The organism is Terriglobia bacterium, from assembly GCA_020072565.1.
Classification (GTDB): domain Bacteria; phylum Acidobacteriota; class UBA6911; order UBA6911; family UBA6911; genus JAFNAG01.
The window spans coordinates 151,658-166,633 of the sequence record JAIQGI010000019.1 but is presented as its reverse complement, the minus strand read 5'-3'; the positions used below and the strand labels follow the sequence as shown (position 1 = coordinate 166,633).

The following is a 14,976-nucleotide window of genomic DNA, read 5'->3' as shown; positions in this document are numbered from 1 at the left end:
AATATACTTTTGGGGGATGAGGGGTTATGAGATACAAGCATGCAAGTGCTGTTGCGGCAACTATCATGATATTGCTGCCTTCCATTGGCTGTCACAAACGGCCGCCCACGGTGACTTGCGCATTTTCGCCCCAGCAAATCATTCAGGATGAAAGAGCGACTGTGCGCGCCACCGTGACGCTCCCCAGCAAAAAGGCGACTGTAAACTACGCATGGACCTCGACCGGCGGCAAATTGACCGGAACGGGCGATACGGCTACGTTTGATGCCACGGGCGTGCAACCCGGGAAGTACACGGTCACCGTCACTGTGTCGGACAAGTACAAGCATAGTGTTCCATGCTCGGCTGACATCACAGTAAACAAGAAATACCTGCCGCCGACGGTCTCCTGTTCCGTATCGCCGGCATCAATCATGGTCGGGGAGACGGCTACCGTGCGTGCCACTGCCGCCAGTCCGGACGGATCGCCGCTGACGTATTCCTGGACAATCAACGGACAGGCCCAGGCTGCCGGCAGCTCGACCTTCACGTTTGGTTCGGAAGGGAGGCAGCCGGGCAATTACACAATAGGCGTGACCGTGAACACCGGCAAGTTCACGGCGTCCTGCTCAAGCAACGTCACGGTTCGCGAAATACCGATTCCACCGCCCACGATCCAGTGCCAGACGCCGACCGTGGACATCGAATCGGGCAACAAAGCCCAGCTTACAGTGCGGGCAGTCGCGGAAAGGGCCACGCCCACGGTTACCTGGAGTGCTACGGGGGGCACGGTCAGCGGTTCGGGGCAGAGCGCTTCTTTCGACGCGGCCGGTCTGAATGCCGGCACCTACACTGTGACGGCAACGGTGGACAATGGTCGCGGCGGCAGGGCGTCCTGTACCATGACTGTAAACGTAAGCCAGAAGATCAACGTTTCGGGCTTTGCGGAGAACCAGTTCCGCCCGAACAATGTTGCCAAGGCAATCCTCGATAGCGTTGCCGTGCAGATGAAGAATGATCCGCAACTGCGCGCCTCGGTGGCCGGCTATACGGATGGTTCCAGACGCGAGGCGAGGGTCAAAGGGCTGGGTCAGAAGCGGGCACAGGCGATAGCGGATTACCTGGTGAGCAAAGGGATCGATGCGTCCCGGATCACGGCTACGGATGGCGGTGCCAGCACTGTCGGCGATATCAAGACTGAGGCCGGGCGCAAAGAAAACCGCCGTGCCGAGATCCTGCTGGCAGTTCATTGAGCCGCCGGGCACATGCAAAGGAAACCGCGGATAATCTTAGCATGGTCCCGGAGCCGCAGCCGTATCAGCAACCACGAAATACACAAAACCCAAAAATTCTTTATCGTGGGTTTCGCGTATTTCGTGGTTCTATAGAGTGACTTGACCCATTCTGTCAGAAAGACGGGAAAAACTTCGCAACCCCCGGATCCCGGAGGTCTCCGGCAAAAGTTGCCCTCAGGAGATATCAGTGGGACGGTAGACGCTGCGGGTTTCGCGGGTCGAAATCTATCCTTACGGTCGTAATCACCGGGACAGCTTCACCATTCACGTAGGTCGGGGAATAACGCCACTGCTTTACTGCTTCCACGGCCGGCAGTTGAAGCAGCGGATGGCCTCCACCGTAAATCCTGACGTTCGCCACTTCTCCCAGTTCGTTCAGCAGCACCCGCAGCAGGAGAGGTCGGGCAACGCGCATCCGCGTGGCCGGTTCAGGGTAAACCGGCGCGACCTTCTTGATGAGCTTCAATTCCTGGATGTTGCCGCCGACGCGCAGAGGTTCGCGTGTCGGGCTCTCGACGCCAGGAACCGTGCTGGAATACGGGCCGGGAAATGCCGGCGGCAGATCCGTAACCAGTTCGGAATGCCGCGGGAGGCCTTGCGCAGCGGGTACGACCGTATAGATCTTCGTCGGTTCCGTCGTTTGAACCAGCACCGCCTTGTGGTCGCGCAGAACCCTGAGAAACAGCTGGAATGCATCCTCCCTTGACACAGGGCTCGAGCTTTCAATGGTCAGAGTCCCTCTGACTTCTGGATCAACCCGGACCGAACCCAGATCCAGCAAGCGGCCAAATTCAGGCAGAGCTTCCTGCAGGTTGGCATTATGGAAACCGAATAAAACTTGAACGCCCTGCCGAGGGGCGCCCTGATCCACCTGCGCCGCGGCCGGCGCGCAGGCCAAAAGGGTAGAGCAGGATGCGGCAAAGCCGCCGGACCGGGCCAGAAGCGCAACAATCGCTGCGAGGCTGACAATCAATCTGAGTCCGGTCATGGTGGATACCTCCGGTCAGGATTTCCCTGATTAGACACGATCCTCTCCCACAAGTTCCGCAAATAAAGGCAACCATGAATTGTAGGGCTAATAGGACGACAGGAGCTGCAGGGGAAACGCTGCCGGAACTGCTTTTGCCGCCGCACCCCGCGAGGAGAGTCATGAGCGTTATCGAGACAACCAGGCCTCCCCGCATGAGCCAAATCCCCATCTCTTTAGGACCTAACCCTCAAGTCTCGCAAAAGTTTCCTTAAACTTCTCCATCGATGGATGTGGTGCGGATCGCGAGTCCCCTGATTATCTACTTCTTGATATCCAGCAGGCCGCGGCGTTTCAGCAGCGGTTCGATCTTGGGCTCGGCGCCGCGGAACGCCTTGTACTGAGTCATGAGATCGAGGGCGCCGTACTTTTCGAGCACGCTTTTGCGGAATGCGGTCGCTGTCGCCTTATCGAACAGACCCTTCTCCCTGAAGGCTTCGAAGGCGTCGGCATCCAGCTGCGCGGCCCAGATGTAAACGTAATATCCGGCCGAATAGCCGCCGTTGAAGATGTGGTTGAAATACGTGCTCCGGTAGCGGGGCGTAATCTCAGGGATGAGGCCGATGCCGGTCATGGCCTGGGTTTCAAATTTGTCTACATCCACGTCGGGCTGAGGCGCGGCCAGCTCGTGCCATTTCATATCGAGAAGCGAAGCCGCAAGGTATTCCACAGTCTCGAAGCCCTGGTTGAAGAGGCTGCTGTTCTCGAGGTTCTTGACGAGTTCGGCCGGAATGACGGCGCCGGTCTGGTAATGCCTGGCATAGGTGGTGAGCAACTCCGGCTCCAGCATCCAGTTCTCCATGATCTGTGAGGGGAGCTCGACCGCATCTCGTGGTACTGTGCGGCCGCGGAACGTGCAGTCCGAGAGCAGAGTCGCCAGCGTATGCCCGAATTCGTGGGCGAAGGTCTTCGCCTCGTCCACGCTGAGCAGCGAGGGAGCGTTGGCCGTAGGGCGCGTGAAATTGCAGGTAATGGTGGAGAGGGGCGCCACACGCTTGCCCTTGTCGTAGTATTCCCGCCGGAACGCACTTGACCAGGCGCCGCCGCGTTTGCCCGGACGGGGGTGGAAATCCATGTACAAAACCCCCACGTAACTGCCGCCGGCTTCGCGCACCTCGAACACCTGGACTTCCGGATTGTAAACAGGAATGTCGCTCCGTTCGGTGAACTTGAGGCCGTAAAGTTTCTCGCACAGCGTGAAGATGCCCTGGCGCACATTCTCGAGTTTAAAATAGGGGCGCAGGGCGGCATCGTCCAGTGCGTACTTTTCCTGGCGCACCTTCTCGGCGTAATACCACCAGTCCCACGGGGCGAGCTTGAATTTGCCGCCTTCGCGGTCAATGATGGCCTGCATATCGGCCACCTCACTCTTGGAACGCGCTATCGCCGGGGTCCACAGTCTCATGAGGAAGTCATCCACGGCCTTGGGTGTCCTGGCCATGTTGGTTTCCACGACGAACGCGGCATGAGTGGGATATCCGAGCAGCTTCGCCTTCTCGCTGCGCAGGTTGACGATCTGGCGGACGATGTCCTTGTTGTCGCGCTCGTTGCCGCGGTCGCCGCGCATGATGTAACCGCGATACAACTTTTCACGCAGATCGCGCCTTGTCGAATACTGGAGGAAGGGGGTCATGCTCGGCACCTGCACCGTGAAGACCCACTTGCCGGGCATCTTCTGCTGGCGGGCCGTTTCCTCGGCCATCGCCCGGACCGAGGGAGGCAGACCAGCCAGGTCATTGCTGCTTTCGAGGACCAGCTTGATGTCGTTGGTCTCGGCCAGCAGGTTGTCGCCGAACTTGAGCGACAGCATCGCCAGCTGCTGGTTCAGTTCACGGAGCCGGGCTTTCTGTTTTTCGTTCAGCAGCGCGCCCCCGCGCACAAAGTCGCGGTAGGTGTTTTCAAGCAGAAACTGCTCCTCCGGGGTGAGCTTCAGCCTGGCTCGCTGATCGTAAACAGCCTTCACCCGTGCGAAGAGTTTTTCGTTCAACCGGATGTTGTCGCTGTGGGCCGCCGCAAGCGGCGCAACCTCTTTTGCGATGTTCTGGATCTCAGGCGTAGTGTCTGCGCCCTGCATCGCGCTGAAAACCGCGTTTACTTCAGACAGGAGCTGCCCACTGGCATCAAACGCTCCCAGGGTGTTGGCAAACGCAGGAGCGGCCGGATTGTTGACGATGGCATCGATTTCGGCCTGCTGCCGCCGGATGCCTTCCTTGATGGCCGGCAGGAAGTGCTCGTTCTTGATCAGGTTGAACGGCGGGGTGTTGAGGGGAGTGGTGTAAGGTGCGAAAAACGGATTGTTCTTGTCGGCAGCTATATTTTGATCAGCCGCACCGAACGTAACGCAGTTCATCATTGCCATCAACACAATAATGCACCTCAAATGATAGTACATCGCGGGCTCCCTCCTCTTAAGATATGGGGATCATTCTAAAGCCCCGGATCGACCCAGATCAACGCCTATAAACACGACCGCCAAGACGCCAAGAACCGCGCTGAAAAAAAGCAGCCACAGCCAAATCAACAACCACGAAATATACGAACACCTCTTTCATGCGCTTGGCGTATTTGGTGGTTCAGCAGCTTTGCTTGCAGAGATCGACAAATCAGGGTTCAAGACCCATCAATGTTCCGCAGTCTCCGCGATCTCAGCGTGGAGACTTTTCGGATGTGCCCACGCCGCAGGCGACAATTTCCTCGGTGGCCTTGTTCAAATCCATGGTAGTAATGGTTTGCCGGACGTCCTTTTATTTTGAGCCGGCAGTGGAATCTTTGTCACCAAAAGCTCCTTCCGGGTCATATCCAGGTAACAGGAGGATGGATATGGCAAATGCAAGCGCAGTGACCGGCACTTATATGACCCGCACCGCTGGACTGGTTTCCGTGGATGGCCGCACATATCCCTTGAAATCCGCACGGGCTGAAGCGCGCGCGGAGGGGGGCGTCGCGGCCACAACCTTCGCCCAGACTTACGACAATCCCTACCATGAGCCGCTGGAGGTGCTCTACACGCTGCCGCTGCCGGCGAACGGCGCCGTGATCGGCTATACGATCCGCCTCGGGAAGCGGATGATCCGGGGCGAAGTAAAGCGGCGCGCGGAGGCGCAGGAGGCATACCGCAAGGCCCTGCTCGATGGGCGGACCGCCGCCCTGCTTGAGCAGGAGCGCGCCGACACCTTCACGCAGAAGCTCGGCTGCCTCCCGCCGGGGGAAACAGCGGAGGTGGAGATCGAGGTGCTGCAGCCACTGGTGTTTCTGCCTGCCGTCGGGGAAATGCCGGCACGGTGGGAGTACCGGTTCCCAACGGTTCCCGACGTGCGCTACGAAGGTGCTCCGGGCCGGGTTCCCGATGCTGCTAATCTTGATGTCGACCGCGCTGCCGGCGAGGGCACGCCGGTACGGCTGGTGGCAAGCCTCTTCGTAGCGGATGGTTCTGCCGCTTTGCTCCATCCTCACGCACCCGGTCAGGTAATCGATCTCGAAGACCACCAGGGCGGCGTTCGTATTGCCTTGCGGGACGAAATGAAGCTCGACCGTGATCTGGTGATCCGCTGGTGCGCCACCCAACAGGAGGTTGGCGTGCGCTTCGTGGAAGGAAGAGGGCTTCCCTGCGACGACGGCCGCTACATTCTGCTCACTCTGACACCTCCTGCGGCCGTTCCCAAAGGCTTCTCCCGCGACCTGACCCTCCTCATCGATGCCAGCGGCTCGATGTCGGGACGTCCCCTCGACCGGGCGAAGATTGTGGCGGAAGAACTGCTGCGCAGCCTCGACCCCGGCGACCGGTTCGAAATCCTGGCATTCGCCGGCGGCGTCGAGCGTCTCGTTCCCCACCCGGTGGAGGCAAACGACAAAAACATCCGGCGCGCCCTGGATTTGCTCGGCAGGCTCGAGGCCGGGGGGGCGACGGAGATGGCCCAGGCCATTATTGCAGCGCTGGCGCCGCTGCGGCGCGACTCGCAGCGGCAGGTTATCCTCCTCTCCGATGGATATATCGGGTTTGAGGGCGAGGTGATCGGCGAAGTGCTGCGCCGGCTGGTTCCAGGCGCCCGGCTTCATGCCGTCGGCATCGGGGCCGCACCCAACCGGACCCTCACCCGCGGCGCCGCCCGTGCCGGCAGAGGTGTCGAGATTCTGGTTGGAGATGACGACGACGCCCGCGCCGCCTCGCGCCGCCTCCTGCAGGCCACGGTCCGGCCGGTACTGACCGACCTGGAAGTGAAAGGATCGGCCCTGGTCGCGTTGGCGCCCGCACGACCACAAGATGTCCTGGAGGGGCAGCCTCAGGTGCTTCTGGCCGAGATCTCTATTGCCGGCGGAAGTTTGGAGATCCAGGGGAGGCTAATGGACCATTCGGGGTCCTGGACCCGCCGAGTTGAAATTCCCGGGGTCAAAGAGGCAGAGCTGACTGCTGACATGATCCCCAGTGCGTTAAATCAGACCGTTCTCCCACTTGGCGCATTGTACGGGCGGGAGGCAATCGAGGATCTCGAACTGCAGCTGGCAGCTGTCAAAGGCCGGGAAGCCGCGGCGTTTGAAGCGAGGATCGAGGCTCTCGGGCTGCGCCACGGCATCGCCAGCCGGAAGACAAGCCTGATTGCGATTTCCGAGGACCCGACGGTCGATCCCAAGGACCCGCGCCGCCGCGAGCGGTTAGCCGTGGAAGTCCCAGCCGAGGTTTCGGCCGAAGGAGTCGGGTTGTTGCCGTCGATCAGGGCGGCCGCATATGCCCCGCCGGCAGTGCCAAGGATATACAGGGCAATGCCGAGTTTGGGGCTCTTCGAAAAAGCCTTTGGCTATGGTACGGAGGATCGTGAGGAGAAGGATGAAAGTCACGAACTCGCTCCCAGCCAGCAATGGGAGGATGTGGAGCGCTATCTACCCGAAGGAAAGGGTGAGCCCGCCCTGCTGGAAATATTCGAGGCACGCGTCTTGCGGGTAGACGGTCCGATCCTGATTTTCGAGTTCGAAGTGCCCACAGCGGGATTCCTGCTTCCGGATGACGGCGCCATGGTGCGTGTATCCTTCGGCGACGGTACGGTCCGTGACGCAACGCTGGTCGGCCAGGAAAGCAGCCCGCCGGGACCGCATCATTTGGGGCTCACGGTCCGCATGGCTCTGAAGCTTGAGGATCAGTACAGCTGGCTTCACGGCGAGGCGCAGCTCACTTGGACCGAGCCCGGAGCCGGAGAGGTCAATTTGCACATCATGCTCGGGCCGTAAGTCAAGCGCGCAGACTGCTCTTAAGGGGATTACTTGATGACGAATATGGAGCGTGCAGACGAGGCGTTTCGACGTGCCCGGTCGGGGGATCGGGAGGCCTTTGCGGAGTGGATGGGGATGGTAGAAATCCCCTTACGCCGCAGCCTGCAGCGCTATGCCCGCGCTGCCGACGTGGAAGTCGTGCTCCAGGAGACGTTCGTGCGCATGTGGCTTGTGGCCGATGACCGTCAGCGGCTGCTGGAAGGACCCAACGCCGCGGTCAAGTTCGCCTTTGCGGTGGCGCGCAATGTAGCTTTCGAGGAAATCCGGAGGTGCCGCCAGGACCGGTTTGTCGACCTGGATTCTCTGGATAGCCTGCCCGAAGGACGTGTCGAGCCTGATCCGCCCGATCCTGCCCTGGCCCGCGCTATCCAGGACTGTATGGGGCGCTTGCCCAGGCAGGCTCAGAAGGCGCTGTCGGCTCGTGTGCGCGAGGGAGTCCTTCCGGATCGCGAACTTGCGCGGACCCTGCGCATGAAGGTGAACACCTTTCTTCAAAACATCGTCCGGGCACGCAGGCTGCTTCGAGCTTGCCTGGAGAGGCGTGGAGTGCGCCTCGAGGAGGTCCTGTCATGACCGTCGATCCGGGAGGCCTATTGATCGAGCAGGCTGCCTCCGCTTTCCGGGAACGCAATGCCTGGGGCCGCATCCTGCCGTCGCCGGCCTGGTGGGACCTCTCGCCAGAAGACCGGGAGGCTGCGTGCGCGCGTCAGCTGGAGAGCCGCCTCATCGAGCGTGCGCTCAATCCCGCCGGTTTGAGCACAACCGTCCGGGCCGTCCTGGAACGGCTTAAACAGCAGTGATGAGTCATGAGTGGCCGCAAATGCCAGCAGCTGCCAGTTTGGTCCTCATCACTATGACTTGTCACTCATTTTGAGGTTCCTGTATGCCCATCCAGGGATGGAAACGACTACTTCTCAATGCAGACAAATTTGCAGGGAAAGGTAACTTTCCGATCGAAGCGTACTCGGAGTTCATGCCCCCGCCGCGCCTGGGGTTCAGTCCATACACGCGCCGGGACAGCGGTTTTTTCGCCGAGGAGGATCCTTGGGGCTGGCCGGTAACGGAGTATGAAGAAGCCTTCCAACTCGTGCCGGGATTGCACTCCGTGGCTCAGCAGATCCTGAAGGTGCTGGTGCATCTTGCCCGCGGCGAACCGGCGCACGGGATTTCCAGAATCAAGCTGCTCGACAATCCCTATTGGCCCGAAGAGCTTGCCCGCCATGCAGGGGCGCTGGCCCACGAACGATTCGTCATCATCCTGCCGCTGGCGCTGTCGCGGTCGCAGGACGACAAGGGCCGCGTACGCTGGACCCTTTTCGGCGGCAGTGAACAGGGGCCCTCCCGGGCTTTCTGGAGAGGATTCTACACCTCGCCGGGAAGCGAACTGCCGGAAGAACATGCGTTGGGTTTCATCTGCAAGTTGGTCGGTGAAGTTTACGGCGCGCCCCTCACTTCTTCGGGTGAGTTATATCGCGCCGGATTTCGCATTCTGATTGGGGATCACGCACCGGCAAGCGATGACCCGCATCCAAGCTGGACGTCGCCCTACCTGTGGACTGCCGGACAGTCGCTGGACGGTGTGCACTACATGCTGACCTTTACGCCCTTCAGCAAGCTGCCGCCCCCCGTGCGCGGTGCCTATCTCGAAGGCAGGCTTCACCTGTTGCCTTTCCCCGGCAGTTTGTTGTTTTGGGGAGCGCCCGCATATCTGCAGCTGCAACGGGAGCTTCCGCTCGCGCTCCAGATACCGTTGCTCCACTCCGTTTCGCGTCATGAGGGTCCGCAGGGATTGCGCATCCCGCAGTCGGGCTGGCTCCACGAACCGGGATCCGGGCAATCCGAATCCGGTGACCTTCATGCTCCTTTCCGGAACACTTATATCAGGACTCATCGCTGGGCGCGTGTGCACCGCCACGAAGACGAAACTGCCGTGCTGGCGCGCGAAGACAAACTGGCGCACGTCCTCTTCAGCGCCCGACCGGATGACGTAGAACTCTACGGCAAGCCGATGGCACGCAATGCCCAGATCTGGACGCACGACTACCATCTCCTTCTTGACGGCCCCCACGCCGCTTCCGCGGAGATTCGCCGGGCCTTTCAGGTCGTGAGTGCGGGCGGCATGTTCGGCTACCGGTTTCAGTTTCCGGCGATGCGTGTCGGCCTGCATGAGGTCTACTGGCATCGCCCGTTGGTTGCATACCAGTCGCCTGCAACCGGGGAGCCGGTATTGCTCCAGGATTGGCCCCCGGGATTTTTGACAGCTTACCGCACGGATCGGCTCACTAAGGAACGTCCGGTCGAACTCTGGCCGCGTCTTCTGGAGCGCGAGAATCACCTGGCTGCGTCGCAGCTTTTCGAGCAGTCGCCGGATGACCGGCATCCGCACCAGACTGCCCAGAACGTGCGCAAGCTTTTTGATGTCGCGGCGTCGGTCGGAATGCATCCTCTGCCCCGCACCTTTGCGCACCGGCTGCTGACGCTGGGCAAGTATGAGTCGCTCGATGACTGGCTGGAATCACTCTCCGTGCGTGCAACCGAGCCAGTGAGGGGCCGGCGGCTTGCCGCGGAAATCGGCCGACTGCTCGAAACGCAAGCGTCGCCATCGATTGTGAGCGCACCCAAGGCGCCGGTTGATTCACTAACCTATGGCTACACGGCGAACAGGTCTTTCGAGACCAGATATTGGAATACGATCCGGAAGCTGGCTGCAGGCGCGTTTGTCAATAAGTGCAACGCCGACTGCGTGCGCGATCCGGTCACGCTCAAGATGCTCCATCATCATCACCGCGATCTGGAAGCCCTCGGAGACTACTTGCTCGCGCACTATGCGCAGGTGGTGTCTGCCTGCGGTTTGGGAGGGAAAATCCTTGTGGGAGAGCTCCCGTTCCGATGGAAGACCGACTTCGATTTTGATTGGTCGGGCGGTTGGCTCAGCAACCAGCAGGAGCGCACACATGAGCGGAACCTGCTGGTGGTCATTCCGGGTCGGGATCGCCGCAGGGCTGTAATCATGGCCGACCACTACGACACGGCCTACATGGAGGACGTATACGACAAGGCGCGCGGTGGTTCAGGCGCCCGGATCGCGGCTGCCGGGGCCGATGACAATCACTCCGCGACCGCCGCCCTTATGCTGGCTGCGCCGGTGTTGTGCCGCTTGAGCTGTGCGGGCAACCTGGGCTGTGACGTCTGGCTGGTTCACCTTACCGGGGAGGAGTTTCCCTCCGACTGCATGGGTGCGCGGCAGCTATGCCGTCAACTGGTCGAAGGGACGTTGAAGATCCATCTCGCCGGAGGACGCAGCCGCGATCTGTCGCGGGTGCAGGTACAGGGCGTGTATGTTCTCGACATGGTCGCCCACAACAACGACCACGCCCGGGATATCTTCCAGATTGCCCCGGGCGCCGGGGCCGAGTCGCTCCGCCTTGCCTATCGGGCTCATCGCGCCAATGAAGCCTGGAACAGCCTCACCGGAATGTGGAACCGGCGCGCCTCAAGAAGGGGTCGCGGGCGCGGGTGCCGCAGCGCCGACGGCAACACGATCCCCAGGATCGCGGAGCATCCCGTTCTTCACGGAGAGGTGCGGTTGCCATATGACTCAAGGAGCACTCTCTACAACACCGACGGTCAGATTTTCTCCGACGTTGGTATCCCGGTGGTGCTTTTTATGGAAAACTACGACATCAACCGCGCCGGCTACCACGACAGCCACGACACCATGGCGAACATCGACCTTGACTACGGCTCCGCAGTGGTTGCCATTACCATAGAGTCCGTCGTCCGCGCCGCCACCGTCCCCTAAGCGCGCCGAAATCGCTTTGAAAGGCGGCCGCACGACGCCGCGTTTCATGCAAGCGGAAAAGCAGGATCATGCCGTCGTATGCCTGAGTGGCTGCCGTCCTCGCGGGCCGCTTCCACGAATACCATAGTGCGGATTTACCGGCTCCGCTCCTTGTCGACCCGCACAATTGCGCTACCCCATGGCGCGATTTTCAGGTTGCCGCTGACCTTTGCGCCGGCTTTCCCGGCACTGTCGCTCAGGCGTATGGTAACGGCAGGAGTTCGGTTCCACTCCAGTGTGGCTCCTTGGGCTGTGGCCGTCGGATTGTACAAATAGATAAGCCACGCCTGGCCGCCCGCGAGAGGCTCAAGCGACGAAACCAGGACCTGCGCGGGCCTGACGCGGAGCAACGACGGCGGGGGTGGCGCCGCCGTGTCGGCAGGCAGAACGACCAGGGGTTCTCTGGCTTCTCTGCCGATGCGGGCAGATTCCTCCGGCCGGAAGCCGGCATGGGGAAATAACGAAAATCGGAAGGTCACCGGCCCTTCCTGGTCGGCCTTGTAGTTCGTGTGCCAATAATTGTTCATCGCGTAGGAATAGATCACAGGTGATGATTGGGCCGATTGAGCCCACGGGTGCTCTGCCGTGATGGTGCCGATCTCGATCAGGGGAGCGTCGGCGGTGGTCCAGGTAACGCCATGGTCGCTGTTGGATATATCGACCCAGCTCTGAACCGAAAAGAAGTTTTTGCATGCGCCCGGCAACTGGTCCGATTCGGGCCGCACGATGCCGTCTGCGACATCGTAGCGCAACTGTCCGCCCGGGACCAGGAACGGAAACGCGATGTGGACGGCTTCTTTCGTGCGCACTGCCAGCTTGTCGATCCGGTTGATGATGTCCACGCGGGCGATGCCATCGATGACGCGATACTCTGCGGCATACTTCCTGGCCCCCGGCGCTTGCGCTTCAACAAGCAGGGAGGCGACGAGATTGCCGCTCTCCGTCACTCTCACTTTGACGGCGGCGAGTTGTCGCGCCTGGAGCGCGTCTTTGCCAGGCACGTACAGGTACTGATTGAGGCCCGGGCCCTTGGCACGATCCACCAGCTCCAGTTTCTTCTCCCCCCACGTGAGGCTCTCAATCGTGCCGTACCTGGAATCGATGGACAGCGAAAGCAGGGAGTTGGCCAGTGTTCCGGCAGTTGCCCTGCAGTTGCCCCGGTTGCCCGCCTTTCCCGGCCGGATGAAGATCCGCCTGGCAGAAAGAGGAGGAACATTTTCGAGCAATACAGCGAGCTCGCCGGTAGAGAGGCGCTGGGATCGGACGGCTGCTCCACTTCCGTCGACCACCGCGTCTCCGGCGGCGCTCTGTTGGCGCGATAGCAGCACAATGTCGGTGCGCGGCCAGGAATTGGTGTTGTAAACGTCGACCGCAATCTCGCGCAGCGGGCTCGGAGGCGGAGCGCACAGTCGAGCGAGCAGAGCCTGCGACATGCTCTCGGCATCGAGCGCAAACTGGCGCTTGATCCGCCACTGTTCCTGTACGGAAGGAAGATCAGGATCGGAGACGCTGTTATGGGCTCCCCAGGTGTGTTCGTCCCACAGCACCACGTTTCGCCAGGCTGCCTGATATTCCCGCTCCGGATAGGAGGCGGGCGCGGCGATGGCCCAGAGCGCCTCGCCCTGGATGAGGCGGTCGGCCGCGCGGCGACTCAACGCGGTTTCGGCAGCCGTAGACGCGGCTCCGTCCTCCCAGTACGGAGTGAAGTCTCCTTTAAAGACCGGGAGGCCTGAGCCGTAGCGCCTTTCGAATTCCGCGAACATCTGCGCGTGCGTGGCGATGATGAGCCGCGGCGAGGCGTAGCGCTCGTTCCATTTCCTGACAAAATCGGAAAGGTTGGCGTCGGGGGGGCCGTTGTCGCCGCCTATGGTGTAGGGGAGCTGGAGAATCTCATAGGGATAACCGTCCTCATCCAGCTTCCTCGTGAGCTTCAGCACCTTTTCGTCTCCGAGTCTCGCCAGGTCCCCTTCGTGAAAGCTCGCATAGCTCGCGCCCGCCACCCACATCAGCACCTTCTCTGCGCCTGACTGGGACGTCCAATAGAAGGGCTTGTCACCCCACTGCTTGAGGACAAAGCCGATGCGGTCGCCGGAGTTCGGGGCGCTGGCGAAAAATTTCACCCCGCTGTGCGCCAGCGCGGGCACGATGCCCCAGCTGAAACCTGGGATGTCGGAAACAAGGGCGGTGGTAACGGGGATGCCGTACTGCTCCGCAAAGCGGCGCGCATAGTCGGTGAAGTGACTCATCTCGGCCGCATTGGCAAGCCCGGTCAGCACGTTGGCATAGAGGGCATTCAGTCCGATATCGCCTTCACGCACGGCTTGAATGACCTCCTGGCATTTCTGCTCGGAAGCCTGTTTCAAGTAGCCTTCGAGCGGCCACATGACTTCGAGGTTCCACTTGTAGCGCGCTTCATACGGATAGCTCCGGGTTTGCTTGATGATCCGCAAGGCCTCGTCGAGGTTTGCCCACTGTTTCTTTTCGATGACCGGCTGAATATCCGTGTAACCGATGTCGTTGTGCGAGTAAGAAAGAAGGTAAATCTCGCGTCTGTTGACCGGCCGCAGCCACAGGGGCAACCGTTGGATGATTTGGCCGTTGATGCTGATCACTACCGGGATTTCGCGTATGGGCGTGATCGCCGGGATGGACAGGTAGAGGGTGTTGGCACCGATGTTGAGAGGCTGCCGGATCGCTTCCATGCCCTCGGCGCTGACTTCGATGGTCCGGCCTTCCTGCAGGTTGTCGAAGCTCAGCCGGAGAAGCCGCTTGGGCTCGGTTCCGTTCTGGGTGAGCGCCGGCTCGGCGCGCACACTCGGATTGAACTGGAAGCTGTACTGCAAAGTCATGTACCAGTCGAGGCTGTTCGCGTCCCTTCCGGTTACCTGCAGAGTCAACGGCGCACCCGGTTTGACTTCGCTCCTCGGAATCCGCAGGAACATATAGCCGAAGAGGTCCCCGGCTCTATCCACGATCGTTGCCTCGAACGACAGTTCGGCGCCGCGTTCCCCGGCGACTTTCCATTTCCCGGCATTGGCGTCCTTCAGGTTTTTGAAGGTGAACCATCGATCGCCATTGACATAGAAGTCGAATGTGTGTGCTTCCCTGCCCGGCCATCCTTCCCGTTCGAGCCCCGCGAGCCAGACCAGCTGGTAGTAGTCCCCCTCGGCCGCGGCAGGGACGGGATCCGTTTCCCAGCTGATCGTGGGCGCTTCTTTGTTGGCCCGGGCCAGCAGCGCGGAATCCGCATCCGGATGGGAGGAATGGTATGCCAGCACTTGTCCGCTTAATGCCTTGCGGTAGCCGTTGATGTAGGTCGCTGCGGTCCCGGCCTGGGTGACGTTGATCACGATGCGGTTCATTTCGCTCTTGCGGGCGCAGCCACTCGACGAGAGAGCCGTGCAGACAAGAATCAACGTCCAGACGTGACATGCGCGGTAATTCATCCAAACCCTCCTCAGGAGCAGGTGATGATTGACGGCTGAGAGGTATACCATATCTAACCCGGAGTTGGGCGCGGTTGCACGCGGAAAAATAGATGACCGGACGTGTGCCGGACGGGCTCGAAGGAC

At 60.8% G+C, this 14,976-nt stretch carries 8 protein-coding genes; 5 read left to right on the top strand and 3 right to left on the bottom strand.

Annotated features, from left to right (window positions below):
* Positions 1-26: 26 nt before the first annotated feature.
* Positions 27-1,232, top strand: coding sequence for a PKD domain-containing protein (locus LAP85_13470; GenBank protein ID MBZ5497405.1), 1,206 nt, complete (start codon positions 27-29; stop codon positions 1,230-1,232).
* Between the two features lie 226 nt (positions 1,233-1,458).
* On the opposite strand, the gene LAP85_13465 is transcribed toward LAP85_13470, so the two are convergent.
* Both LAP85_13465 and LAP85_13460 read right to left on the bottom strand, forming a co-directional pair.
* Positions 1,459-2,262 (bottom strand): energy transducer TonB, encoded by an 804-nt coding sequence (locus LAP85_13465; GenBank protein MBZ5497404.1) that lies wholly within the window; start codon positions 2,260-2,262, stop codon positions 1,459-1,461.
* Between the two features lie 301 nt (positions 2,263-2,563).
* Positions 2,564-4,681 carry a M3 family metallopeptidase gene (locus LAP85_13460; GenBank protein ID MBZ5497403.1) on the bottom strand — a complete coding sequence of 706 codons (2,118 nt, stop codon included), beginning with the start codon at positions 4,679-4,681 and terminating at the stop codon, positions 2,564-2,566.
* Between the two features lie 440 nt (positions 4,682-5,121).
* On the opposite strand from LAP85_13460, the gene LAP85_13455 reads away from it, so the two are divergent.
* From LAP85_13455 to LAP85_13440, 4 genes are all read left to right on the top strand, one after another.
* Positions 5,122-7,521 (top strand): VWA domain-containing protein, encoded by a 2,400-nt coding sequence (locus LAP85_13455; GenBank protein MBZ5497402.1) that lies wholly within the window; start codon positions 5,122-5,124, stop codon positions 7,519-7,521.
* Positions 7,522-7,557: 36 nt separating this feature from the next.
* A complete protein-coding gene (locus LAP85_13450) occupies positions 7,558-8,136 on the top strand; it encodes a hypothetical protein (GenBank protein MBZ5497401.1) in 579 nt (192 codons plus the stop codon).
* The gene (locus tag LAP85_13445) at positions 8,133-8,363 is read left to right on the top strand and encodes a hypothetical protein (protein MBZ5497400.1); all 231 of its coding nucleotides are present in this window, start codon (positions 8,133-8,135) and stop codon (positions 8,361-8,363) included. Before LAP85_13450 ends, LAP85_13445 begins: the two co-directional genes overlap by 4 nt.
* A gap of 83 nt (positions 8,364-8,446) precedes the next feature.
* On the top strand, positions 8,447-11,365 hold the full coding sequence (locus tag LAP85_13440) for a Zn-dependent exopeptidase M28 (protein MBZ5497399.1): 2,919 nt from the start codon (positions 8,447-8,449) through the stop codon (positions 11,363-11,365).
* A 134-nt stretch (positions 11,366-11,499) separates the two neighbouring features.
* Here LAP85_13440 and LAP85_13435 read toward each other — a convergent pair whose 3' ends face one another.
* Entirely contained in the window at positions 11,500-14,850 is a 3,351-nt protein-coding gene (locus LAP85_13435) for a hypothetical protein (GenBank protein MBZ5497398.1), read from the bottom strand.
* Positions 14,851-14,976: the final 126 nt, after the last annotated feature.